Source organism: Bradyrhizobium sp. HKCCYLS3077, from assembly GCF_051167555.1.
Lineage (GTDB): Bacteria > Pseudomonadota > Alphaproteobacteria > Rhizobiales > Xanthobacteraceae > Bradyrhizobium.
In genome coordinates this window covers 1-24,855 of record NZ_JBNPTH010000015.1, presented here as the reverse complement: position 1 = coordinate 24,855, position 24,855 = coordinate 1, and the positions used below count along the sequence as shown (strand labels likewise).

20 protein-coding genes are annotated in these 24,855 nt (G+C 66.9%); 14 read left to right on the top strand and 6 right to left on the bottom strand.

The window, feature by feature from the left end; all coding sequences use genetic code 11:
• Positions 1–103 precede the first annotated feature (103 nt).
• The 4 genes from ACQR0Z_RS34925 to ACQR0Z_RS34910 all read right to left on the bottom strand — a co-directional run bounded on the left by ACQR0Z_RS34925 (position 104) and on the right by ACQR0Z_RS34910 (position 7,003).
• A complete protein-coding gene (locus ACQR0Z_RS34925) occupies positions 104–2,437 on the bottom strand; it encodes an acetamidase/formamidase family protein (RefSeq protein ID WP_434921681.1) in 2,334 nt (777 codons plus the stop codon).
• Between the two features lie 276 nt (positions 2,438–2,713).
• Positions 2,714–3,955, bottom strand: a complete 1,242-nt coding sequence (locus tag ACQR0Z_RS34920; protein ID WP_434921680.1) for an acetamidase/formamidase family protein — start codon at positions 3,953–3,955, stop codon at positions 2,714–2,716.
• Between the two features lie 195 nt (positions 3,956–4,150).
• Positions 4,151–5,779, bottom strand: coding sequence for an amino acid ABC transporter permease/ATP-binding protein (locus ACQR0Z_RS34915; protein WP_434921679.1), 1,629 nt, complete (start codon positions 5,777–5,779; stop codon positions 4,151–4,153).
• Positions 5,780–6,112: 333 nt separating this feature from the next.
• Positions 6,113–7,003, bottom strand: a complete 891-nt coding sequence (locus tag ACQR0Z_RS34910) for an ABC transporter substrate-binding protein (protein ID WP_434921678.1) — start codon at positions 7,001–7,003, stop codon at positions 6,113–6,115.
• A 435-nt stretch (positions 7,004–7,438) separates the two neighbouring features.
• On the opposite strand from ACQR0Z_RS34910, the gene ACQR0Z_RS34905 reads away from it, so the two are divergent.
• From ACQR0Z_RS34905 to ACQR0Z_RS34880, 6 genes are all read left to right on the top strand, one after another.
• The gene (locus tag ACQR0Z_RS34905; protein WP_434877566.1) at positions 7,439–8,263 is read left to right on the top strand and encodes an ABC transporter permease; all 825 of its coding nucleotides are present in this window, start codon (positions 7,439–7,441) and stop codon (positions 8,261–8,263) included.
• Complete coding sequence (locus tag ACQR0Z_RS34900) at positions 8,263–9,327, top strand: ABC transporter ATP-binding protein (protein WP_434921682.1); 1,065 nt, start codon at positions 8,263–8,265, stop codon at positions 9,325–9,327. The genes ACQR0Z_RS34905 and ACQR0Z_RS34900 overlap by 1 nt, the downstream gene beginning before the upstream one ends.
• Before the next feature lie 30 nt (positions 9,328–9,357).
• A complete protein-coding gene (locus ACQR0Z_RS34895) occupies positions 9,358–10,389 on the top strand; it encodes an ABC transporter substrate-binding protein (protein ID WP_434921677.1) in 1,032 nt (343 codons plus the stop codon).
• Positions 10,390–10,471: 82 nt separating this feature from the next.
• Positions 10,472–11,302, top strand: a complete 831-nt coding sequence (locus ACQR0Z_RS34890) for an ABC transporter permease (protein WP_434921676.1) — start codon at positions 10,472–10,474, stop codon at positions 11,300–11,302.
• Between the two features lie 235 nt (positions 11,303–11,537).
• A complete protein-coding gene (locus ACQR0Z_RS34885; RefSeq protein ID WP_434921675.1) occupies positions 11,538–13,145 on the top strand; it encodes an amidohydrolase family protein in 1,608 nt (535 codons plus the stop codon).
• Positions 13,142–14,152 carry a CobW family GTP-binding protein gene (locus tag ACQR0Z_RS34880; protein WP_434921674.1) on the top strand — a complete coding sequence of 337 codons (1,011 nt, stop codon included), beginning with the start codon at positions 13,142–13,144 and terminating at the stop codon, positions 14,150–14,152. The genes ACQR0Z_RS34885 and ACQR0Z_RS34880 overlap by 4 nt, the downstream gene beginning before the upstream one ends.
• A gap of 190 nt (positions 14,153–14,342) precedes the next feature.
• Here the strand turns inward: ACQR0Z_RS34880 and ACQR0Z_RS34875 are convergent, their stop codons facing one another.
• A complete protein-coding gene (locus ACQR0Z_RS34875) occupies positions 14,343–15,164 on the bottom strand; it encodes an IclR family transcriptional regulator (RefSeq protein ID WP_434921673.1) in 822 nt (273 codons plus the stop codon).
• Positions 15,165–15,343: 179 nt separating this feature from the next.
• Between ACQR0Z_RS34875 and ACQR0Z_RS34870 the strand changes: the two genes are divergently transcribed.
• Genes ACQR0Z_RS34870 through ACQR0Z_RS34840 form a run of 7 tightly spaced genes read left to right on the top strand, consistent with a single transcriptional unit; the run spans position 15,344 to position 21,931 of the window.
• Positions 15,344–16,399, top strand: coding sequence for an ABC transporter ATP-binding protein (locus ACQR0Z_RS34870; protein WP_434921672.1), 1,056 nt, complete (start codon positions 15,344–15,346; stop codon positions 16,397–16,399).
• Complete coding sequence (locus ACQR0Z_RS34865) at positions 16,396–17,253, top strand: ABC transporter permease (RefSeq protein WP_434921671.1); 858 nt, start codon at positions 16,396–16,398, stop codon at positions 17,251–17,253. Before ACQR0Z_RS34870 ends, ACQR0Z_RS34865 begins: the two co-directional genes overlap by 4 nt.
• Positions 17,250–18,053: an ABC transporter permease gene (locus ACQR0Z_RS34860; RefSeq protein WP_434921670.1), complete on the top strand. Its 804-nt coding sequence runs from the start codon at positions 17,250–17,252 to the stop codon at positions 18,051–18,053. Before ACQR0Z_RS34865 ends, ACQR0Z_RS34860 begins: the two co-directional genes overlap by 4 nt.
• A gap of 4 nt (positions 18,054–18,057) precedes the next feature.
• Positions 18,058–18,351 (top strand): (2Fe-2S)-binding protein, encoded by a 294-nt coding sequence (locus ACQR0Z_RS34855; protein WP_434921669.1) that lies wholly within the window; start codon positions 18,058–18,060, stop codon positions 18,349–18,351.
• Positions 18,344–19,738, top strand: a complete 1,395-nt coding sequence (locus tag ACQR0Z_RS34850; RefSeq protein WP_434921668.1) for an FAD-dependent oxidoreductase — start codon at positions 18,344–18,346, stop codon at positions 19,736–19,738. The genes ACQR0Z_RS34855 and ACQR0Z_RS34850 overlap by 8 nt, the downstream gene beginning before the upstream one ends.
• A complete protein-coding gene (locus tag ACQR0Z_RS34845; RefSeq protein WP_434921667.1) occupies positions 19,722–20,873 on the top strand; it encodes an NAD(P)/FAD-dependent oxidoreductase in 1,152 nt (383 codons plus the stop codon). Before ACQR0Z_RS34850 ends, ACQR0Z_RS34845 begins: the two co-directional genes overlap by 17 nt.
• 11 nt (positions 20,874–20,884) lie before the next feature.
• The gene (locus tag ACQR0Z_RS34840) at positions 20,885–21,931 is read left to right on the top strand and encodes a polyamine ABC transporter substrate-binding protein (protein WP_434921666.1); all 1,047 of its coding nucleotides are present in this window, start codon (positions 20,885–20,887) and stop codon (positions 21,929–21,931) included.
• Positions 21,932–22,290: 359 nt separating this feature from the next.
• Here the strand turns inward: ACQR0Z_RS34840 and ACQR0Z_RS34835 are convergent, their stop codons facing one another.
• Positions 22,291–23,013, bottom strand: coding sequence for a pyridoxamine 5'-phosphate oxidase family protein (locus tag ACQR0Z_RS34835; protein ID WP_434921665.1), 723 nt, complete (start codon positions 23,011–23,013; stop codon positions 22,291–22,293).
• A gap of 64 nt (positions 23,014–23,077) precedes the next feature.
• Between ACQR0Z_RS34835 and ACQR0Z_RS34830 the strand changes: the two genes are divergently transcribed.
• Positions 23,078–24,526 (top strand): PLP-dependent aminotransferase family protein, encoded by a 1,449-nt coding sequence (locus tag ACQR0Z_RS34830; RefSeq protein WP_434921664.1) that lies wholly within the window; start codon positions 23,078–23,080, stop codon positions 24,524–24,526.
• Positions 24,527–24,855: the final 329 nt, after the last annotated feature.

The following is a 24,855-nucleotide window of genomic DNA, read 5'->3' as shown; positions in this document are numbered from 1 at the left end:
AACACAGCTCATCCATACAATCCGCCTTGCTTGACAGAGCGGCGACCTGGGTAGTTACCGCTTCGCTCGCAATGACGGAGGTCTGGGAGCTGGCGGAGTCAACTCAATCCGCATCCTCGAACAGCCGCTTGCTGAGGATCGCGTGGACGCCCCAATTGCCGTCGACCACCTGCGTGACGCCGAAATCCACCGCAGCCGACATCAGCGCCACCGCCTCGTCCTCGCTGAGCCCTTTGATGTGCATGAGGAAGCGGCGCATCTTGCGAAACGCGTCCTTCATCGCGAGGTCGAGCGACGACTTCGCGTAGACCTCGCTCTGGCCCTGCGCACCGAACTCGGCCAGATAGTTCGGATGGCTGAAGCCGGTCAGCACCCAATCGGTTTCGGTTTCGATCAGGGGATAGCTGAGATCGGCAAAGGGTTTGCCCGCGAGCTGCGACTTCTTGTGGAGGATGACCTGGAACGTTCCGGTCATCGAGCATTCGATCGCGGTGCCTCCGAGTTCGCCGTCGCCCTGGGTCGCATGGGGATCGCCGACCGATAGCAGCGCGCCGGGCACCGCGATTGGCAGATACACCGTCGATCCCTTGCCGAGCCGCCAATTGTCGAGATTGCCGCCGAAATAGGACGGCGGAATCGAATCCACGAAGTCGACCTCGCGCGGCGCCACCGCGATGACGCCGAAATGTGGCCGCAAGGGAATGCGGATGTTGTCGAGCACGCCGTGGCGTCGCTTGATGCTGTCGGGCGCGACGGGCACGCCGGGATAGTCGTAGGTCGCATGCACCACGCCGGACGGATCGGTCTGCGGCTCCCAGCGATAGGAGTAGAGCGCGCGCGCATGCGGCGCGGGGGCGTCGGCGAAAATCTCGTAGATCGTCACCGCCTCGCGCGGAGCCGGCGCTGAGATCAGCTCATTGTAGTGATAGCCCCACCACGCCGCGACGCTGGAGCCGAACACGCGTCCCCTGTGTTTCGGGCTCCGGCTCGGCCGCGGCACGATGTCGAGGATGCGCACCTCCAGCACGTCCCCGGGCTGAGCATCCTTGATCGCCACCGGGCCGGTGCAGATGTGCACGCCAAAGCCCTCGCCGGCGCCGCGGCCGAACACGCTGGCGTCCATCGGGCCTGCGCCGCGGCGGTCGACGTTCTTGCTGGTCTTGCTCCAGCCGAACACGCTGAGCGCGCCGTCATCGCCTGCGATCATCAGCTCCGGATCATCGGAGGCGTGCTGGGTCAGTGTCTCCACGGTGATCGTGTCGCCGGACGCGATCTCGAGCTGGGGCGGCAGCGAGCGGCTGAAATAGCCCCAATGCACGCGCTCGGCCGATACAGCGAGATGATGATGCCGCTGTTGTGCATCCCGGTCGTTGGCCGGCGCGGGCAGGGCGGTGCTGCTCTTCAGGGAGGCCTGCGCCTGGCAGCCGCGCTGCTGCGCCAGCGCATCCTGCGGCCAGCCGCGCTGGCCGCGCGGCGCCACGGAGGTCACCGCCTGCTCGGCCTTCTGCTGCCGGAACTCGCGCGGCGACAGGCCGAAGCGGGCGCGGAAGCTGCGGCTGAAATGGGCCGAGTCGGCAAAGCCGTAGCGATAGGCGATCTCGGAGATCGAGCGATGCGCCTCGGCCGGATTGGAGAGATCGGCCCAGGCGCGCTGCAGCCGCCGTTCCTTGACGTAATGCGTGTAGTTGTCGCCGGCGCTCTCGAACAGCTTTTGCAGATAGCGCTCGGAGATGCCTTCCGCCTGGGCGACGCGCGTGGGCGTCAGCTCGGCGTCTTCGAGCCGGCGCTCGATCGCCTGGCAGATCCGGTGCAGGATCGCCGCCTGGGTCGCGCTGCTGCCGGCCTCGGAGGTCGGCACCGCCTGCTGATGCGCGAGCGTCAGCAGGAGATCGAGCAGGCTCTGCGCCACCGTGCTCCATTCGGCGTCACTCAGGGTATCGAGGGTCCGCGCGGTCGCCTCCATGGTGCGGCAGACCACGTCGGCGAGCCCGCTTGGCGCGATCACCTGGGGCTTGGCGAATTTCAGCCTGCCGCTGATGCGGCCGTGCAGGGCGGCCGATGTGACCGACAGCACGATCGCGCGCAGGTCGCGCTGGAAGGCAAGGCTCCAATCGCCCGTGCGCGGCAGCAGGATGAGATGGCCGGACGGGATGATGCGATGCGCGTCGCCGCAACGGAGCACGGCGCCATCCTCGATCGCGAGCAGCGCGATCGGCAGGTCCTCCTGGAGCTGCGGAACCGCAGCGATGGCCTGCGCGCCCGCCGACAGCCGCGACAGTGCAACGCCCGGCGCGCTGCGATTCGAGGCGGTCGCGTGCCCGTCATCGAACGGCGACTTCGCGGCAGGCTGCAGCCCGACCGAATTCAGCACATCGCGCCACGCCTCGGGGCGCTCGCCCTGCGCATAGGATTCGCTGGTGAACGGACGGAAACTCATGGCACGCCCCGGGTCGGGGAATGCGAAGCAACCCCCGTGCCAGATGAGCTTGACGGTGGATCGGCTGCGGGTGGTGCTCAGTGCTGTTCTCAAGTGTTTTTGCTGATCGGCGCTGTTGCCACATGCACGGTCCGTTCCCCTCCCCCTTGCGGGGAGGGGTTAGGGGTGGGGGTCCCCGGCGGCAGTGTCACTTGGGGCGCCCCCACCCCAACCCTCCCCCGCAAGCGGGAGAGGGAGCGCACCGCCGTGGGCGAAAGAGCTTGCGTCACATCGTCATCAATCACACCGGAAGACGTTCTTCCGGATCGTGCCGTGCACGCCCCAATTCGCATCCACCACCTGCGTCACCCCGAAATCCGCGCCGACGGACATCAGCGAGATCGCCTCGTCCTCGCTGAGATGATGCACCGTCATCAGGAAGCGGCGGAGCTTGCGGAAGGCGTCGCGCATGGCGCGGTCGAGGCTGGAGTGGTTGGCGATCTCGGTCTGGGCGTCGGCGCCGAGCTCGGAGAGGTAGTTCGGATAGGTGAAGCCGTAGACCGACCAGGCCTCATTGGTCTCCAGCAGCGGATGCGTCAGGCCTTCGAGCGAGGTGCCGGCGAGATCGTTCTTCTTGTGGAGGATGAATTCGAAGTCGCCGGTCAGCGAGGTCTCGATCGCGGTGCCGCCGAGCTCGCTGTCGCCCTGCGCCGCGTGGGGATCGCCGACCGAGAAATAGGCGCCGGGCACGGCGACCGGATAATACATCCGCGCGCCCTTGCCGATGCGCCAGTCGTCGATGTTGCCGCCGGTGTAGCTCGGCGGGATCGAGGACACGTAGTCCGCCTCGGACGGCGCCAGCCCCATGGTGCCGAAATGCAGCCGCGCCGGCACCTTCACGTTCGGCAGGATGTTCTCGCGCTTCCTGATCGTCCTATGATCGACCGGCACGCCGGGATAGTCGATCGTCGGATGCACGATGCCGTCAGGATCGGTCTGCGGCGTCCAGACATAGTTGTAGACGGCCTTGGCGAACGGCTCGCCCGCGGTGTCCAGCTCGAAGATGGTCACGACCTCGCGCGGCTTCGGCTCCTCGATCAGATCGTGATAGTGAAAGCCCCAATTGGCGGCGGCGTTGGAGCCGAAGCATTTGCCGGCGTGGCAGCCGCATTGGCTCGGCCGCGGCCGGATGTCGAGGATGCGCACCTCGAGCACGTCGCCGGGCTCGGCGCCTTCGATCGCGACGGGGCCGGTGAGCAGGTGCACGCCGATGCCTTCGCCCGAGCCGCGGATGAACGGCCCCTCGGTCGGCCCCGAGCCGCGCCGCGCGACGGCTTTATGTTCCCTCGTCCATTTAAACACGCTCTCGGCGCCGGGGTCGTCCTTGATCATGCGCTCGTAATCGTCATTGGCGTGATGCGTCAGCGTCTCGATCGTGGCGCGGTCGCCGGAGCGCAAGGTGAGCGCGGGCGTCACCACCTTGGAGAAATAGCCCCAATGGACGGTCTTGTTGGACACCGGCAGCAGATGGTGCTTCATGCGAGGGCCTCTTTGCTCAGAGATCGTTGCGATGTGATCGAGACGGATGGGGCCTCATGGTTCGAGACGGCGCTGCGCGCCCCCTCACCATGAGGGGAGAGAGTGAGCGCGCCGCACCCTCAGACCTCATCCTGAGGAGCCCGCCGCAGGCGGGCGTCTCGAAGGATGGCCGCGTGCTCGCTGGGAACAACAATCTCATGCGACCGCGTCCTTCGGCCGCTCGGCCTCCATCACCGAGAGGAAGCGCGCGGTCAGCGGATGGCGCGGATTGGTCAGCACCTCGTGGGCAGGCCCCTGTTCGAGGATGACGCCGCCATTGAGGAAGGCAACGCGGTCGGCGACCTCGTCGGCGAAGCGGATCTGATGCGTCGAGATGATCATGGTCAGCCCGTCATCGATGGCGAGGCGGCGGATCACCTCCAGCACTTCGTTGACCAGCTCGGGGTCGAGCGCCGAAGTCGGCTCATCCAAGAGCAGCACGCTCGGGTTCGGCGCCAGCGCGCGGGCGATTGCGACGCGCTGCTGCTGGCCGCCGGAGAGATGCCGTGGCAGCGCATCGGCGCGATGCGAGAGGCCCACGCGCTCCAGCAGCTCGAGGGCACGCCGCTCCGCCTCGAAACGGCCAAGACCATGCACCCAGCGCAAGGGACCGGCGATGTTCTCCTTGGCGGTGAGGTGCGCGAACAGATTGAACTGCTGGAACACCATGCCGACGCCGACATTGGCGCGCTCATTGGCGACCGCGCGCGGCGACAGCTTGCGGCCCTTGTCGTCGAAACCGAGCTTGCGGCCGCCGACACGGATCTCGCCGGCATCCCAGTTCTCCAGATGATTGATGCAGCGGAGCAGGGTGCTCTTGCCGGAGCCGGAGGGACCGAGCAGCGCGATGACTTCGCCGATACGCACGGTGAGATCGAGCCCGTCGAGCACCTTGTTGCCGTGATAGGCCTTGCGCAGATCCTTGACTTCGACGGCGACGTTGTTGCGGGCGATCGTCGCGGCGCGCCGCGCACGGTCCTCGATCGAGAGGGCAAGCGGCGGCGTTTCCTTCAGTTCCGCGGGTTCGAGCGCAGCGGCCTCGACGGCGGGCGCTGTCTTGTCCGCAAGCTCCAGCTTGGTCGCGAGGTCAACGCGACGCCACGGCAGATAATCCGCAAGCTTGCGCTGCTTCGCCGTGCGATCGAGATCAAAAAGCCGTTCCAGCGCGAGCTGGATGACGCTGATCGCGCCCGTCAGGCCGAGATACAGCAGGCCGGAGGCGAAGAAGATCGAGAAGAAATCGAAGGTGGAGGAGGCGAGCTGCGTCGAGCGCAGCGTCAGCTCCTGTACGGCAATCACGGAAGCGAGCGAGGAGTTCTTCAGCGCGCTGACCGCCTCGTTGCCGAAGGCGGGGATCATGGTGCGGATCGCCTGCGGCGCGATGATCCGGCGCATCAGCACACCCGGCGTCATGCCGAGCGCCTGGCCCGCGAGCAACTGGCCGCGATCGACGCCGAGCACGCCGGAGCGCAGCATCTCGGCAATGAACGGCGCCTCGTTGCAGGCGAGCGCAAGGCCGGCCGCCAGCACCGCCGGCAGCTTGATGCCGATATGCGGCAGGGCATCGTAGGCGAACACCATCTGCAGGATCAACGGCGTGCCGCGGAAGATCACCGTGTAGCCGCGCGCGATCACAGACAGTGGCCAGAACCGGCTGAGCTGCATCGCGGCGAGGACCAGGCCAAGGATCAGTCCGCCGACCAGGCCGAGCGCGGTGACCTGCAGAGTCAGCTCGATGCCCTGCAGCAGGTACGGCATGCTGAGATAGTGCAGGAAAAGGGACATGAGCGGTCGGCCTGCGAGGTGCGTAGATTCGTAGGGTGGGCAAAGGCGCGACGCGCCGTGCCCACCGCGGTGGTGCGGAAGAAAGACGGTGGGCACGCTTCGCTTTGCCCACCCTACGAGTCGCGTCGTGCGGCAGCGGCGGTCTTCACCTCTCCCCGCTTGCGGGGAGAGGTCGGATTGCATCGCTAGATGCAATCCGGGTGAGGGGGTACAGGTCTCACGAGGAACACTTCCCGTGCGGCTGCCCCTCACCCCAACCCTCTCCCCGTGAAGGACGGGGAGAGGGAGCGCACCGCCGCGTGTCGACGCAGTCTTGCTCTCAGGAGATGCCTATTAGTCCGCCGTGAGAATATCCGGCTCCTTGAAGTTTGCCGGATCGAGCTGCCACTTCTTCAGTAGCTCCTGGTGGATGCCTTCCTTCTGCACCTCGATCAGGGCGGCCAGCACGGCGTCGCGGAACTTCGGCTTGTCCTTCGGCACGGCGATGCCGACCGAATAGGGGATGGTCACGGCGATCGCCTTCTCCAGCTTGTCCGGATAGGCCTTCACCGCCTGGTCGACGGTGTTGACGTCGTTGACATAGGTGTCGGCACGGCCCGCCAGGATCGCCTGGATGCAGTTGGCGTTGTTGTCGTAGAGCTGGATCGTCGGCTCAGGCTTGCCGGCTTCCTTGCATTTCGGCGCGAGATCCTGGATCAGCGGCACCTCGACATAGCCGGTGTTCTCGGCCGCGGCCGCGCCGCACATCGACATGTTGATGCCGTTGATGCCCTTCGGATTGCCCTTGGCGACCAGCACGCCGTCGAACACCTTGGAATAGGTGATGAAGTCGGCGGCCTTGGCGCGCTCCTTGGTGGCATAGATGTCGGAAATCACGATGTCGGCCTGGCCGCTTGCGAGCGTCGTCAGCAGAGCGGCGAAGGTCACCGCCTTGTAGGTCAGCTTGAAGCCGAGGCAGTCGCCGATCGCCTCGCCGAGATCGATGTCGAAGCCGACATATTTGCTCGGATCTTTCGGATCGATCGACTCATAGCCCGGCGTATGCGGGTTGATGGCGTTGACCAGCGTCTTGCCCTTCCAGTCCGGATATTTCTCCTTCAGCGCCGCGCAGCCCGCCGGCGTCGCCGCCTGCGCGTCGATGGGGGCGAGAAGCCCCACCGCGATGATGGCGCCGAGCGCGGCAAGCCACGCGCGCCGCGCTCCAGTGAATAGCTTCGTCTGCATGTTGCCAGCTCCTTCGAACGATGATGTCGCGCTGGTCCGGCGGTGCATGGGTGCCGTCGCCCCGGTCCAAGCTTGAGACGAAGCTTAGGTGCGCGCCCGCGCGCATGACTTGTCCCTGGGCGCACAAAAAATTGGATCGCGCCGGTGCAAGAATTGAGCAGCGGTTGCCCAAAACGACGCCTCTGCGGAATGGCTGCTGCTCGGGAGCGGTCTCCGGGACGGCGGCAGATGAAATTCTGCAAATCGGAAATTGCTTGCAGCGCTAACGCCGAGATGGAGCGGATGGCGACTCACGCGTCAGGATCGTGGCACCGCATGCCGGCTCGCCCATGCACATGTGCATTGCGATAAGCCGCCTCTCGGGCTTGGCGGGCGCGGAGCTGCCGACTACGATGCCGCCGCGCAACCTGCCCTTTGTTTGTTGAGGTGTCTGCAATGCTGTTCCGTTTTACGGGACAACTGTCTTTTGGCCAATTCGCAGTGCGGACACTGATCGTCGTCGCTTACGCCATCATCTTCGCGCCGGTCGTCATGATCGTGATGACCAGCTTCTTCGCCCAGGAGATCGTCAGCTTCCCGCCCTCGGGGCTGTCGCTGAAATGGTACGCGAACGCGCTGGGCAAGCCGGAATTCTTACGTGGCCTCGGTACCAGTTTCCAGGTGGCGCTGCTCGCGACCGCGATCGGCGTGCCCCTCGGCACCGCCGCGGCGCTCGCGATCGTGCGCGGCGAATTCCGCGGCCGGCAGGCGCTGTCATCGTTCCTGCTGGCACCGCTCGCGGTGCCCGGCGTGGTCGCCGGTTCCGGGCTCTACATGTTCTACGTGCTGGCCGAGGACCTGCTCGACCGCGACATCAAGGCGACGACGGAGGGCCTCGTCGCGGCGCATACGCTGCTAGCCATCCCGTGGACCGTCCGGCTGGTCGTCGCCAGCCTGCAGGGGCTGGACCGTGCCGCCGAAGAGGCCGCCGCCAATCTCGGCGCCAGCCCGCTGACCGTGTTCCGCCGCATCACGCTGCCGATGATGCGCTCGGGGATCGTCGCCGCCGCGATGTTCTCCTTCATCCAGAGTTTTGAAAATCTCGATCTGTCGATGCTGCTGGTCGGCCCCGGACGGATCACGCTTCCTGTGGCCATGCTCAACTATCTCGAATTTCGCATCGATCCGACGCTCGCCGCCGTCGCCACCGTGCAGATCACGCTGGTCGGGCTGCTGATGGTGATCACCGACCGCTTCGTTAAACTGTCGCGGGTGGTATGATGGCGCAGCTCATTCTGGAGAAGCTCACCAAGCGCTTCGGCACGTCGATCGGCGTCGAGGGCCTCGATCTCTCGGTCAACCAGGGCGAGCTGGTCGCGCTGCTCGGCCCCTCCGGCTGCGGCAAGACGACGACGTTGCGCATGGTCGCGGGCTTCCTGCCGCCGACCAGCGGTCGCGTGCTGTTCGACCGCGAGGACGTCACGCAGCTGCCGGCCTACAAGCGCGCCACCGGCATGGTGTTCCAGTCCTACGCGCTGTTTCCGCATATGAGCGCGGCCGACAATGTCGGCTTCGGCCTGGAGATGCGCGGCCTCAATGCGGCCGAGCGCAAGACGAAGATCGACGAGGCGCTGAAGCTGGTGCGGCTGTCGCATCTCGCCGACCGGCTGCCGCGGCAATTGTCCGGCGGACAGCAGCAGCGCGTGGCGCTGGCGCGCGCGCTGGTGATCAATCCGCGCATCTTCCTGCTCGACGAGCCCTTGTCGAACCTCGATGCCAAGCTGCGCGCCGAGGTGCGGCTGGAGATCCGCGCCCTGCAGCAGCGGCTCGGCCTGACCACGCTGATGGTGACGCATGATCGCGAGGAGGCGCTGACGATGGCCGACCGCCTCGTGGTCATGGAGGGCGGCCGCGTGCGCCAGATCGGCACGCCGCAAGCGCTTTATGATTCGCCGGTCGATGCGTTCGTCGCCGACTTCGTCGGCCGCTGCAACATCCTGACTGGCCGCCGCGCGAATGAGAGCGAGTTCCGTACCAGCGGCGGCCTGCTGCTGCCGGTCGATGTCATCACGGGCGAGCGCGATGATGCCGACGCTTTCGCGCTGCGCCCGGAGCGGATTGGTATCGTGCCCGGCGACTCCGGCGAGGTGCGCGGCCGCGTCCAGGCGATCACCTATATGGGCGCGCAGACCGAATATGTGGTGGCGCTCGGCGACGAGACGCTGGTCGCCGTGAGGCCGACGCCCGATGCCGGCGAGCCGCTGGCCGCGCTCAAGCCCAATGATGCCGTGTCGCTGCAATGGGACCGCAAGGTCCCGCGTCTCGTGCCGCAAACATCCAAGTAGAAACGTTCATCCCAAGCGAGAGGTTCTCCCATGATTTCGCGACGTCATTTTCTCTCTGCCAGCGCCGGTGTCGCCGCGCTGGCCTCCGGCATGCCGACCGCCCGCGCCGAAGGGGGACAGGTCGTGGTCGGCACCTGGGGCGGTGACTACGGCCAGTTGCTCTCGGACATCATCGACAAGCCGATCATGACGCCCAAGGGCTTCGAGATCGTGCAGGACGTCGCGAATGCCGATCCGCGCAAGACCAAGCTGCTCGCCGAGCGGCAGAGCCGCCGCGGCTCGATGGACGTCTCCTGCCTGTCCGACAACGACGCCTACATCGTCTCGCAGTCCGACGTGTTCGAGAAGATCGACGCGGCCCAGGTGAAGCGGCTCGACAAGGTGTTCCCGGAGCTCAGAAGCGAGATCGCGATCCCGCACATCTATTCGGCGCAGGTCATCCTCTACAACACCAACCAGGTGAAGACGCCGCCGCAATCCTTCGCCGACCTCTGGGATCCGAAATGGCGCGGCAAGATCGGTCTCGCCGACATCCTCTATCCCAACAACACGCTGGCCGCGGCGCTCGCCGGCGGCGGCGGCGTCAGCAATCTCGATCCGGCCGAGAAGAAGCTGATGGAATGGCGCTCGCTCGACGTGAAGATCTATCCCTCGAACGAGGCGTTGGCGGCGGCGCTGAAGTCGGAGGAGGTGTGGATCACCACGATGTGGCTCGCGCGCGGCTTCATGTGGAAGAAGTCCGGCATTCCGCTCGCCCATGTGGTGCCGAAGGAAGGCACGCCTGCGATCGTGTTCCAGGCCTCGGTGCCGAAGAACGCCAAGAACAAGGCCGGCGGCTTCGCCTATCTTGACGCGATGCTCGACGCCAAGGCGCAGGGCGGGTTCGCCGACAAAATGGGCTATGTTCCGACCGTCACCGACGCGCCGCTGCCGGAGGATCTCGCCAAGCAGGTCAGCCTGACCGAGGCCGAGCGCGCGCGGCTGCTGAAGCCGGACTACGCCTATGCCGCCGGGCGGTCGCAGCGCACGCTCGACTTCTGGAACAAGGAGTTCAAGGCCTGAGCCTTGCCTTGATCGCCCCTGCGGCCTGGGCCGCAGGGGCACGCGGCCGTTCGGCTGCTCATCTGCAATCGGAGCTCGCGCGATGGCGCTGCTGATCGTCCCTGCCTGTCTCCTGGTCCTGGCGCTGCTGATCGGGCCGATGATCCTGATGTTCCGGATCTCGCTCAACCAGTTCAGCCCGACCCAGCTGATGGTGCAGGCGCTGTCGCCGGACAACTACATCAAGGCCGCGACCGATCCGTACTACCAGCAGATCATCCTGGCGACGCTGGGCATCGCGCTGCTGTGCACCCTGCTGACCCTGATCCTGGCGTTTCCGGCGGCCTACTGGCTCGGCCGTATGGAGAGCCGCTGGAAGAGCCTGGTCGTGATCGCGACCCTGTTCCCGCTTTTGGTCGGCAATGTCGTGCGCTCGGCCGGGTGGATGGCGCTGTTCGCGCGTGACGGCCTCGTCAACACGAGCCTGCTCAAGCTCGGCCTGATCTCGGCGCCGCTCGAGATCATGTTCACCACCAAGGCGGTCATCATCGGCATCATCGCGGTGGTGCTGCCCTACATGATCCTGACGCTCTCGGCCGTCATCGAGAGCATTCCGCGCGATATGGAATATGCCGCCGCCAATCTCGGCGCGTCCGGCGCGCGCGTGTTCTGGCGGGTCATCCTTCCGCTGTCCGGCCCCGGCGTCGCCGCCGGCTCGATCCTGGTGTTCGTTTTGTGCATGAACACCTATGCAACGGCGGTGCTTCTCGGCGGCCCGCGATTCAAGATGATGGCGCCTGCGGTGTACGATCAGTTCGTGCGCGGCAACAACTGGCCGATGGGCGCCGCGCTCGCCTTCATGCTGCTCGCGGTGACCATGGCGTTCACGGTGTTCGGCAGCGTCGCGTTCGCGCGGAAGTATCGGACGGGATGAGGTACGAAATGAGTGGGGCGAAGGCTTCGCCGCGGACGCGGTGCAACCTCGCCCCGCTTGCGGGGAGAGGTCGGATTGCATCGCCAGATGCAATCCGGGTGAGGGGGTACAGGTCTCACCGCATACACTCTCCGTGCGGCGGCCCCTCACCCCAACCCTCTCCCCGTGAAGGACGGGGAGAGGGAGCGTACCGCGTGCTTGGCTCGTAGTTAGGAATAAGAAGGACAACAATGGCATGACCGACCAAGCCACACTGCCGGGCGATGAGCTCGCCTTCATCCGGAACAAGGGTGCGGCGCCGATCGTGCCGAAGGCGACGACGCGGGATCGCGGCATTGGGCCGTTCAAGCGGCTGGCGCTGCGCAGCGCCACCGTGATCGACGGCACCGGCGCGCCGCCGATCGGTCCCGTGGACATCATCGTCGAGAATGGCCGCATCGTCAGCATCAAGAAGGTCGTCGGCTACGGCTATGCCGGCAACACCGGCGAGCCGGCCGATCACGAGATCGACTGCCGCGGCAAATGGGTCACGCCGGGCTTCGTCGACTGCCACGCCCATGCCGGCGTCGCCTATCACTCCGCCAATGGCTGGGTGCCACCGGTCGACTACGTCTACAAGCTCTGGCTGGCGCATGGCGTGACCACGGTGCGCGAGATGGGCTCCATGAACGGCCTGTCCTGGATGCTCGACCAGAAAGAGCGCGCCGCGAACAATACGATCGCCGCGCCGCGGCTGCTCGCCTACGCCTACTTCCCGGCCGTCAACGACATGGTCAAGACCATCTACACGCCGGAGCAGGGGCGGGAGTGGTTGCGTCAGGTCAAGCAGCGCGGCGCTGACGGCATCAAGTTCTTCGGCGCGCCGCCGGCGATCATGGAAGCCGCGCTCGACGAGTGCAAACAGATCGGCCTGCGCACCGGCTGCCACCACGCCCAGATGGCGGTGTCGCGCATGAATGCGCTGACCACGGCGAAGTGGGGCCTGACCAGTGCTGAGCACTATTATGGCCTGCCGGAGGCGCTGTTCGAGGATCGGGTCATCCAGAACTTTCCGCTCGACTACAACTACACCGACGAATATTTCCGCTTCTCCGTCTCGGGCCAGATGTTCCGGCAGGGCGCCGAGCCTGGCTCGGCCAAGTGGAACGAGGTGCTGGAGCAGTTTTTGGAGATCGGCTTCACCTTCGTGCCGACGTTCACGATCTACGACGCCAACCGCGACCTGATGCGGGCGCGCCGGGCCTATTGGCACAAGGAATACACCTGGAAATCGATGTGGGACTACTTCACCCCGCAACGCGGCGGTCACGGCTCGTACTGGTATCGCTGGTCGACCCAGAACGAGATCGAGTGGAAGGAGAACTACCGGCTCTGGATGGCCTTCATCAACGAGTACAAGAACCGCGGCGGCCGCGTCTGCACCGGCTCGGATTCCGGCTTCATCTACCAGATCTTCGGCTTCGGCTATGTCCGCGAATTGGAGCTGTTGCAGGAGGCCGGCTTCCATCCGCTCGAGGTGCTCCGCTCCGCGACCTCGCAGGGGGCCGCGCTGTGCGGCCTGGAGAACGAGATCGGCACAGTCGATGTCGGGATGCGCGCCGACCTGCTGGTGCACGACCACAACCCGCTGACCGACTTCAAGCTGCTCTACGGCACCGGCGCGATGCGCTTCAACGACGCGACCAACGCCGTCGAATGGCATCGCGGCCTGAAATACACCATCAAGGACGGCATCATCTACGACACCGAGGAGCTGCTCGCCGACGTGCGTGAGCTGGTGAAGGCCAGCTGGGAGAGCGACGTGCCGGAGAAATACGTCACCAAGGACGCCGCGGCGCCATGAGCGCCGGCGTCATCGACTTTTTCGTCCTGACCGGCTTCCTCGGCTCGGGCAAGACGACGCTGCTCCGCGACGTGCTGAGCGCGGAGACCGCGTCCGACACCGCCATCATCGTGAACGAGGCCGGCGAGGTCGGGCTCGACGGCGTGCTGCTGCGCGAGAGCGGCGACGACGTGCCGATGGCGATGCTGTCGAACGGCTGCGTCTGCTGCCAGGTCGGCAGCGATCTCGCCTTCACCATCGACCGCCTGATCATGGCGCCGCGCCCGGACGGCCTGCCACCGTTGCGTAGGATCATCCTGGAGACCTCCGGCCTGTCGATGCCCGGGCCGGTGCTGCGTCAGCTCGCGACCTTAGCCGAGCACCGCATGCGCGTCGCCGTCGTTGCGACCTACGATCTCACCCGCGGGCTTGCGGTTGCGACGTTCGAGGAAGCCGCGGCGCAATGGGCGGCGGCGCATCGCATCGTCGCGACCAAGGCGGATCTTGCGGCTAGCGCTCTGATCGACGCGCCGGTTGCGATCGCGCAGCTCAATCCGGTGGCAGAGGCCATCGTCGATGCGGATCGTGCCGTAGCCGTCTCCGCCGCCTTTGCGCCGTTGTCATCAGCACCGCCGTTGCGCGGAATCGCGCCCGCTTTGGCCGCCGCGCATCCGCGCCTTGCGCTCTGCCTCGTCCGTCCGCTTACCGACATCGCATACGCCGATCTCGCCGGCTGGCTTGACAACGTCGCCGGTCGCCTCGGCGAGCGCCTGCTGCGCATCAAGGGTCTGGTGAAGGTGCCCGAGGCGCCACGGCCGCTGCTGGTGGAGAGCGTCGGCACGGTGTTCTCGCCACCGCGGCAACTCACGGCCGACAATCCGCCGGCGCCCTTCATCGTCGTGATCGCGCGCGACATCGTTCGCGCTGAATTGGAGCAGGTCGAGCCGAACGGGTTGTTCAGCTTCTCGTGGCGCGAGCCCGAAAGCAGAGACGCGCCGCGTGGCATCCGCGCGGAGTGGGTGACCTGAACGCTGCTAACAGCAGCGCCGTCCCAAGCCACCCGCCGTCATTCCGGGGCAATCGTGCACACGCTTGCGTGTGCGCGATTGAACCCGGAATCCCGAGGTTGGTGAAAACGAACGCAAGCCAATATCAGGATTCCGGGTTCAAGGCCTGCGGCCTTGCCCCGGAATGACGTTGCTAGGGGATGCAAAGCAACTAACTCCCGCCGATCGTGCTCAGGCTCCGCGACGGATAGCGCAGCGCGATGTCGAACGGGTTTAGCTTGCTCGCCAGCGCCTGCGCCTCGCTCTGCAGGATCTTCACGACATGCGGCAGCCGATCCGCATTCAGCCGCTCCGCCAACGTGCCGACACTGAGCGCCGCCACCGCGCGCCCCTGCGCATTGAGTACGGGCACGCCGACGCCGGCCATGCCGGGAATGAGGCCGGTGCTGGTGTTGACCCAGCCCTGCATGCGCGCCTGCGCCAGCGCGCTGCGCAGCGACGCTTCGTCGAGGAAGCCGCGATCGAGCAGGCGGGGGATGTTGAAGCGGATCACCGCCTCCTGCTCGTCCTCCGGCAGATTGGCGAGAATGGCGAGGCTGCCCTGGCCGAGGCCGAGCGGCACCTTGCCGCCGATGTCGCCGGTGAAGGAGCGGATCGGAAACGGGCCTTCGACGCGGTCGAGGCAGACCGCGTCGAAGCCGTTACGCACCAGCAGGAAGATCGTGTCGCTCAAGGTCGCGGACAGCCGCAGCAGCGCCGGCCGCGCGGCATCGCGCAGGCCGCTGGCCTGGCCGGCGCGCGCCGCGATCACATAGAAGTCGAGCGCGAGGCGATAGCGCTTGCCCGCGGCCTGCTCGGCAAAGCCCTCGGCAGCGAGGTCCTGCAGCATGCGATGCGCGGTCGGCTGGCTGCAGCCGGCGGCCTCGGCGATGTCCTTCAGCCGCAGCCCGTCGGGATCGCCCTCGGCGAGCACGCGCAGCAATCTCAAAGCCCGTCGCAGGCTGGATGTGGTGTCGGTATCGGCGGTCGTCATCGGCCTTGGCAAAAAGTGGGAAGGAAGAAGCGGTTCAGGATTTCATATAGCAGAATTCAGACGAGATAAATTCAGGATGTCGGAATTCATGATTGACGATGAGCCGCCGTCCGACGTGAAATCCGCCCAGGGCGGCCACTCTCCCGGGCAATGGCAGGGAGCCTCCCGCGCGAGGATTCATGGGTTTCCTGACGCTGGACGGTCTGACGAAGCGCTACGGCGAGGCCGCTGCGGTCAGCGACGTCACTCTCCATATCGCCAAGGGCGAGTTCATCTCGCTGCTCGGTCCCTCCGGCTGCGGCAAGACCACGACGCTGCAGATGATCGCCGGCCTGGTCGAGCCGAGCGCTGGCCGCATCACGCTCGACGGCCGCGACATCACGCATGAGAAGCCTGACCGCCGCGGCCTCGGCATCGTATTCCAGAGCTACGCGCTGTTTCCGCACATGACGGTGGCGCAGAACGTCTCGTTCGGACTCGAGATGCGCAAGGTGCCGCGGGCCGAGCGCGACACGCGTGTCAGGCAGGCGCTGGCGCTGGTGCAACTCGCCGCGCTCGCTGACCGTTATCCCCGCCAGCTCTCCGGCGGGCAGCGCCAGCGCGTCGCGGTGGCGCGCGCGCTGGTGATCGATCCGCCGGTCCTGCTGCTCGACGAGCCCTTGTCCAACCTCGACGCCAAGCTGCGCGAGGAGATGCAGTTCGAGCTGCGCGGCATCCAGCAGCGCGTCGGCACCACCACGATCATGGTCACGCACGACCAGGGCGAGGCGCTGTCGATGAGCGACAGGGTGGTCGTGATGGAGCAGGGCCGCATCATGCAGGTCGACGCGCCCTATCGCCTGTATGAAAGCCCGGCGACGCCGTTCATCTCCTCCTTCGTCGGCAAGATGAACCGGCTGCCCGGCGTCTGGCGTCACAGCGGCATCGAAAGCAATGGCCGCGTGCTGCCGTGCGATGGCGCGGGACTCGCCGATGGCGCTGCCGCCGTGCTGGCGATCCGGCCGGAGAAGATCGCACTGACTTCGCCCGGCGCCGGCGTGCTCGACGGCAGCGTCAAGGCGCGATTCTTCCTCGGCAGCGCGTGGTTCTTCACCATCGAGACCGATGCCGGACTGATCGGTGTGTCTCTGCCCAATGCCGGCGAGGAGCCGGCGCGCGAGGGCGATCCGGTCGGGTTGGATTGGAGCAAATCCAGCGCAAGGGCCGCCAAGCCTGATGGAGCGCGGCCGGCATGAGCAGCGCGCGCGCCGGCACGACACCCTGGCTGCTCGCCGCGCCCGGCGCCCTGCTGTTCACGGCGCTCGTCGTCGTGCCGCTCGTGCTCACCTTGATCCTGTCGTTCCACGTCTACGACACGGCGACCGGCGTGAAGGACGAGACGACGCTGGCGCACTACGCGACCATTCTCTCGGACAGCTACTTCCTCAACATTTTCTGGCGCACCTTGCGGCTCGCGGCGCTGACGACCCTGATCTGCGCCGTGATCGGCGCGCCTGAGGCCTACATCCTGTCGCGCATGCGCGAGCCCTGGCGCTCGATCTTCCTGCTCGCGATCATCGGCCCGCTCTTGGTGTCGGTGGTGGTGCGCGCCTTCGGCTGGAGCATGCTGCTCGGCCCCACAGGCCTCGTCAACGAGGCGTTCCGCGCGCTCGGCCTCGGCACTGTCAAGATCCTCTACACCGAGACCGCGATCGTGATCGCGCTGGTCCACGTCATGCTGCCGTTCATGGTGATCCCGGTCTGGACCTCGCTGCAGAAGCTCGATCCGATGGTCGAAGCCGCTGCCTGGACGCTCGGCGCCTCCCGCTTCACCGCGCTGCGCCGCGTGGTGCTGCCGCAGGTGAGGATGGGCCTGCTGTCCGGCAGCCTCGTCGTATTCGGCCTGTCGGCCTCGGCCTTCGCGATCCCCGCGCTGCTCGGCGGCCGCCGGCTGAAGATGGCGGCCACCCTGGTCTATGACGAGTACATGCACGAGCTGAACTGGCCGCTCGGCGCGGCCATCGCGATTCTCGTGCTGGTCATCAACCTCGTCATCATGCTGGCCTATCAGCGCGTGGTCGAAGCCCGCGCGCGACGGACGTTGGGGTGATCAGCGTGCACCGCAACGGTCCGATCGCCTTGCTCTTTCATACCCTCGTCGTCGCCTTCGTGCTGGCGCCGCTCATCGTGATCTGCCTCGTCGCCTTCACGCCCGCCAATACGCTGACCTTGCCGACGACTCAATTTTCGTTGCGTTGGTTCACGGCCGTCTTCGCTCATCCGGACTTCGTCGCCTCCTTCCTCAACAGTCTGTGGGTCGCAGCGATAGCGGCGACAATTGCGGTGGTGCTCGCGGTCGCCGCCGGGCTCGCGCTCGACCGCTACGACTTCCGCGGCCGCGCCGCGCTGAACGCATTGTTCCTGTCGCCGCTGATGATCCCGCATCTCGTGCTCGGCGTCGCGCTGCTGCGGCTGTTCGCGCTGCTCAGCGCCACCGGCAGCCTATTGTGGCTGACGGCGGGCCACATCGTCGTCATCACCCCTTACGTGCTGCGCCTCGTGCTGGCCGCGCTCTCCGGCCTCGACCGCAGCGCCGAGCAGGCGGCCGTGACGCTCGGCGCATCCAGCTGGATCGTGTTCCGTCGCATCACCGTGCCGATGATCCTGCCCGGCATCACCGGCGGCTGGCTGCTCGCCTTCATCAATTCCTTCGACGAGCTCACGATGTCGATCTTCATCACCTCGCCGGCCACCGTCACCCTGCCGGTGCGCATGTACATGTACGCGACAGAATCGATCGATCCGATGATGGCCGCGGTCTCGGCGCTGATGATTGCGGTCACGGCGGCGGCGATGCTGCTGCTCGACCGCATCTTCGGCCTCGACAAGATTCTCGTGGGCCAAGGCTGACACCATGCCGCTGCTGCATCGCCTCGTCCGGACCGACAGCCCGGTGATCTTCTTCACCATCGACGGCGTGCCCTGCGAGGGCCGCGCCGGCGACACCGTGCTGACCGCCGTGCTCTGCCACGGCGAGCGGCTGCGCCACAGCGAGTTCTCTGGCGCGCCCCGCGCCGGCTTCTGCCAGATGGGCGCCTGTCAGGATTGCTGGGTACAACTCGACAGCGGCGAGCGGCTGCGCGCCTGCACGACTCCGCTCACCGAGGGCATGCACATCGTTACACAGCGGGGGCGCGGACATGGCTGAACGCGCACTGCCCTTGATCCTCGGCGCCGGCCCGGCCGGCATCCGCGCTGCGATCTCGCTGGCCGCCGCCGGTCTGCGGCCGATCGTGATCGACGAGGGCCATGCCAGCGGCGGCCAGATCTATCGCCAGCCGCTCGCGCCCGACGGCCGCGATGACCGCGCGCGCTACGGCTCGGATGCCGCGAAGGCGGCGCGGCTGCATCGCGATTTCGCGGCGCTCGGTCACGATGTCGACTACCGGCCGAACACGCTGTTGTGGAATCTGCGTGACGGCGCAGCCGACGTGCTCCGCGACGGCGTCAATCATCGCGTGAGCTACGACGGCCTGATCCTCGCCTCAGGCGCGACCGATCGGGTGCTGCCGGTTCCCGGCTGGACCTTGCCCGGCGTGTTCACGCTGGGCGGCGCGCAGATCGCGCTGAAGGCGCAGGGCTGCGCGATCGGCCGTCGCGTGGTGTTCGCGGGGGCCGGCCCGCTGCTCTATCTCGTCGCCTGGCAATACATGAAGGCCGGCGTCGAGGTCGCGGCCGTGCTCGACGCGGCACCGTTGTCGGCAAAACTCAATCTGCTGCGGGCGCTGCCACTGGCGCCTGATCTCGTGCTGCGCGGCATACGCATGGCGGCGGAGCTGGCGCTGCGCGGCACGCGCGTGCAACTCGGCGTCTCCGATCTGCGCATCGAAGGCGAGCGCCGGGTTGCACGCATCCTCTATCGGTCAGGCGGACGTGAGCAGTCCATCGCCTGCGACGGCGTAGGCTATGGCCTTAACCTGCGTTCGGAGACGCAGGCCGCGGATCTCGCCGGCTGCGCCTTTCGCTTCGATCCCCGCGACCGCGCGCATCTGCCAATGCGCGATCCCAGCGGCCGCAGCAGCGTGACGGGTGTTTATCTCGCCGGCGACTGCGCACGCATCGCCGGCGCCGACGCGGCGGAGGCCGCCGGCGAACGTGCCGCGCTGGCGCTGCTCGAAGATCGTGGTCTGCCGCATGACGCCGCGCGGGCCGCCGAACTCGAACGCAAGCTCGCGACAATCGATCGTCTGCGCGACGCGCTCGAAGCCGCATTTCCGTTTCCATCGCACTGGGCCGACGGCATCCCCGATGCCACGCTGCTCTGCCGCTGCGAGGAGATCAGCGCCGGGGAGGCGCGGCGCGCGATCGATGACTTCGCATTGACCGAGATGAACCGGTTGAAGGCCGTCACGCGCATCGGCATGGGCCGCTGCCAGGGCCGGATGTGCGGCGCCGCTGCGGCCGAGCTGCTCGCGGCGCAGGCGCGGCGCGACATCGGCGCGATCGGCCGTTTGCGCGCGCAGGCGCCGCTCAAGCCGATCCCCTTGGCGGTCACTTTGGCGACGAGCGAGACGCAGCATGACCCGGCGCATTGACTGCGATGTCGCGATCATCGGCGGCGGGCTCGTCGGCAGCTCCGCGGCGCTGGCACTGCGCGGCATGGGTTTTTCGGTTACGCTACTCGACAAGGGCTTTTGCGGCGCGCAGGCGAGCGGCGTGAACTATGGCGGCGTCCGCCGGCAAGGCCGCCCGCCCGAGCAACTGCCGCTGTCGCAGCGCTCGCACGCGATCTGGCCGCGACTGCAACAGCTGATCGGCATCGACGGTGAATTTCTTCGTTCGGGCCATCTCAAGCTGGCGCGGACGCCAGAGGACATGGCGAGCCTGGAGCGCTACGCCGCCGAGGTCGCAGCCTTCGGACTCGATCTCGAACTGGTCGGCCACAATCAGCTCAGCGAGCGCTTCGGCATCGGCGGCGATGTCATCGGCGGCTCCCATTGTCCCGGTGATGGTCACGCCAATCCCCGGCTGGTCTCCACGGCGTTTGCCGCGGCAGCGCGGCGCGCGGGCGCCGAGGTGCTGGAGAACACCAGGGTCATCGGCGCCTTGGCGACGAGCGGCGGCTTCGCGTTGGAGGCCGAGGGCGTCGCCATCACCTCGCGCACGCTGATCAACAGTGCCGGCGCCTGGGCCGACAGCTTTGCGGCTGCATTCGGCGAGACCGTGCCGCTGGAGCGCACCTATCCATCGATGATCGTGACCGAGCCGCTCGATCCGTTCCTCACCGTCAACATCGGCATCGAGGGCGGCGGCATCTATGCGCGCCAGGTCGCGCGCGGCAACGTCGTCGTCGGCGGCGAGCGCGCCGCGCCGCTCGCCGATCCCGACTATTCGCGCCCGCGCAGCGACGGCGCGCTCACGATCATGCAGCGCGCCAGCGAGCTGTTCGGCCCGTTGCGCCATGCCCAGGCGATCAGGTTCTGGAGCGGCACCGAGGCGACGATGCCCGACCGCAACCCGGTGATCGGGCCGAGCGCCACGACGCCGGGCCTGATCCACGCCTTCGGCTTCTCCGGCGCCGGCTTCCAGATCGCGCCGGGTGTCGGCGAAGTGCTCGCTGAGCTGGTGCGCGATGGCGAGACCTCGACGCCGATCGCGCCGTTTTCGATCACCCGTTTCTCACCCGCATCGCAGCCGGGCGGTGCTCCCTCTCCAACGACGACAGGATAAGGAGATCTGCCATGATCCACGCCCGCGCCGCGCTCGGCCCGGCCTTCGCGCTGATGCTCGCCACATCACTCGCGCACGCCGAAACCAAGACGCTCTATGTCGGCATGAACGGCGGCAATTTCGAGCGCACCTACACGCAGGCGGTGTTTCCGGATTTCGAGAAGGCCAACGACGTCAAGATCGTCGTCGTGCCCGGCACGTCGTCGGAAATCCTCGCCAAGGCGATCGCAGCGAAAGACAAGCCGCAGATGCATGTGATGTTTCTCGACGACGGCGTGATGATTCGCGCCGCCGGCCTCGGCCTGTGCGAGAAGCTGAAGCCGAGCGAGGCGCTGAACCAGCTCGAGCCGTTCGCGCGGCTGAAGGACGACATCGCCGCCGGCATCGACATCGGCATGACGGGGCTCGCCTACGACAAGAAGCTGTTCGACGAGAAGGGCTGGCCGGCGCCGACATCCTGGCTCGATCTCGCTGATCCCAAATTCAAGGACAAGGTCGTGTTCCAGTCAGCCTCGGTCTCGACCTTCGGCCTGCACGCCTTCCTGATGTTCAACCGCATCAAGGGCGGCAGCGAGGCCAATGTCGAGCCGGGCTTCAAGGCCTTCCCGGATACGATCGGCAAGAACGTGCTCGAATACATCCCGAACTCGGCGAAGATCTCCGAAATGGTGCAGACCGGCGAAGCCGCGATCTTCCCGCTGACGCCGACCGCGGTGTCGACCCTGAAGGAGAAGGGCATCGCGGTGGAGTATGCGCAGCCGAAGGAAGGCTCGGTCGTGCTGATGGTCGCGCAATGCGTGATCGCCAACAATCCGGACGCCGAATTGGCGCAGAAGCTCGCCGCCTATCTGCTGTCGCCGGAGGCCCAGGCCAAGGCGCTCGCGGCCGGCAACATCGTGCCGTCCAACACCCTGGCAAAGGCCACGACGCCGGCCGCCGAGCAGAAGCTCGCCACCTTCCACACCTACATGAAGACCGCGATCACGCTGGATTGGGATGTCATCAACGCCAAGCGCCCCGAGTGGAATACACGCTGGAACAGGATGATCGAGCGGTAGGCTTTCCAACCGTCTCGTTGCCCGCGCAGGGGCGATTGCGAAGCCATCCAGAGCTCTCGTACGGCCCCTGGATCGCTTCGCTGTCGCTCGCGATGGCGGCGAGGAGCGCTAGCTGCGCCTCAGAGTACCGCTGTCATACCCCGCGAAAGCGGGGTATCCAGTACGCAGCGGCCCATCGATGCCATCACAGCCGTCTCGGCGTACTGGATCGCCCGGTCGAGCCGGGCGATGACGCTGATTTGTGGCACACAACGCGCCCCAAGCGTCATTGCGAGGAGCGGAGCGACGAAGCAATCCAGGGCTGCACGGCACTGCGTCGCTCTGGAGCAGCGCTGCGCGCAATCATGGAAGAAGGCGAACTACCCCGCCGGATAGCTCATCGCATACGCCTCCGTCAGCGCCTCATCCAGCAGCCGGCCGGCGCTGAAGCCGGCGAGGGTGGCCGGCCGTGTGACCCCGGGCAGCAGCCGGTCGCACGGCTCGGGCGCGCCGAGCACGGTGCGCACGGGAATGCGCTCGGCATAGGTCGGGAAGGCGTAGTCCTCCTCGTCATCGGCCAGACCCTTGCTGCGGATCTTCGCCGACGCTTTCTCGATCTCCATCGCCACGACCGCGGTGGCCTTGATCTCCTGCGCCGTGCTCGGACGCAAGGTCGCCGTGCGGCCGGGGAAGAAGCGGTCGACCATCATCACCAGGGCGCGCTCCTTCTCCGCCAGATCCTCGATCAGCCTGGCATGGCCGAACGCCATCACCGAGCGGTAGTCGGCCGAGTGATTGAAGCCGCAGCGCGCCAGCACCAGGCTGTCGAGATGGGTGACGGTGAGGCAGGCCGGCTCCCCCTCGGACAGGTTGCGCAGCATGCGGCTGGCGCTCGACCCGTGCCAATACAGCGTGGTGCCCTCGCGCCAGTACAGCGTCGGCGTACAATAAGGCTGGCCGTCGATGACATAGGCGACGTGGCACAGTGCGGCGGAATCGAGCAGCGCGTGAACCGTCGCATGATCGTAGTGGCCGCGGTCGTGACGCCGCTTCACGCGGTTGGTCTCGTCGATCGGATAGCTCGCCGCAGTCGGCTCGGACATCGTCAGTCTCCTGTTTGCGGCGAGGTCATGCCATGGCAAAGTGGTTGCCGGGAGTTCCACTTCGATGCCAAAGTCAGCAACCACTTCGCGCCGCCGCAACGTCGTGCTGGCGCTGCCGATCCGGCTCGACCGCGCCATTCGCGGTCAGTCGCAGCAGGTGCACGCGGCCCTGCGCTCCGCCATCGTCGACGGGCTGCTCGCACCCGGCCTGCGGCTGCCCTCGTCACGCGGCCTCGCCGAACAGCTCGGCGTCCGCCGCAACGCGATCGTCGCCGCCTACGAGGCGCTGCTGTCCGATGGCCTGGTCGAGCCGCGGCATGGCGCCGGCACCTATGTCGCGGCCGAGCTGCCCGCGCCGCAGGCGGCTGCGCCGGCGGCCGACCTGGACATCCGCATTCCCGCGCGCCGACCCTTCGCGCTCGGTGTCACCTTGGTCGATCCGTCGCTGCTCAAGCGGCTCGCCGCGGCCAGTAGGCGCCGGATCGCGCAGGCTGCGCCTGACGAGCTCGGCTACGGCGATCCGCGCGGAAGCCTGCATCTGCGCACCCAGGTCGCGCACTATCTCGCTGCCAATCGCGGCGTGCGCTGCGATCCCAGTTGCATCCTGATCGTCAGCGGCACGCAGCACGGTCTGCGGCTGTGCATCGATGCGCTGCTTGCGCCTGGCGACGCCGTCTGGTTCGAGGATCCCGGCTATGTCGCCTCGCGCCATACGTTGGGCACGACCGGCGCGAAGCTCGTGCCCGTGCCGGTCGACGGCGAGGGCATCGTGGTGAGCGCGGGCGAGAGCGCCGATCGAAAGGCGAGGGCGGCCTATGTCACGCCCTCGCATCAGTTTCCGACCGGCGTCGCGATGAGCATGGCGCGGCGCATCGCGCTGCTCGATTGGGCGCGCAGGGCGGATGCCTACATCTTCGAGGACGACTACGACAGCGAATATCGCTTTGCCGGCCCGCCGCTGACCGCGCTCGCCGGCATCGGCGCCGAGCGCGTGATCTATCTCGGCACCTTCGGCAAGACATTGTTTGCCGGGCTGCGGCTCGGCTACGTCGTGGTGCCGCCCGCGCTGGTCGCGCGGGTCGTCGGCGCGCGCGCGGCGCAGGACCGTTTTCCGCCGGTGTTCATGCAGGATGCGCTGGCGGACCTGATGGCCGATGGCGTCATCTCGGCCCATATGCGGCGCATGCGCCCGCGCTATCGCCAGGCGCGCGACGCCGTTGCCGAGGCGCTCGCCAGGCATGGCAGGGACGTCCTGCAGCTCGCCGCGCCATCGCAGGGGCTGCATCTGTTGGCGACCCTGCCGCCGGGAGCGCCGAAGGGCGCGGCGAGATTGATCCGCGACCGCGCCGGCGTCGAATGCCGGCTGCTGTCGGACGCGCGGATCGTTCAGCGCGGGCCGGATGGATTCATCCTGGGCTATTCGGGCTTCGCCACGCGAGATCTGGCAAACGCGGCCAGGGAGCTCGCGCGGGCCGCGAAGGAGGTGCTGTCGGCTGCGTCGCGCGGGCGCTGACATGTCGGCCGTGAGAAGGAGGCTGTTGCCGATCCGGCACGACGGGCAAATCACTCGTGCCGACGACGTGCTGATGAGTTGCTGAGGTTGTTTGTAGCGGTTTGCAGGCGCGTCGCCCCCAATCGCTTCGCGAGCTTTTTCTCAATCCGGTCAATGAAATCCGCATGGATGATCGTGCGCCTGATTTTTCGCTTTCGTTTTTCCGGAATTCATGTTTATCTCCGCGCATCCCGCCTCACTGCAAGGGGCGTTGCGCGCGATCGTCACGACACGCGAGGCGGGGATGCGGTGGCCGCGAGAGATCGCAGCGTCCTCGGAAACGAGGGCGC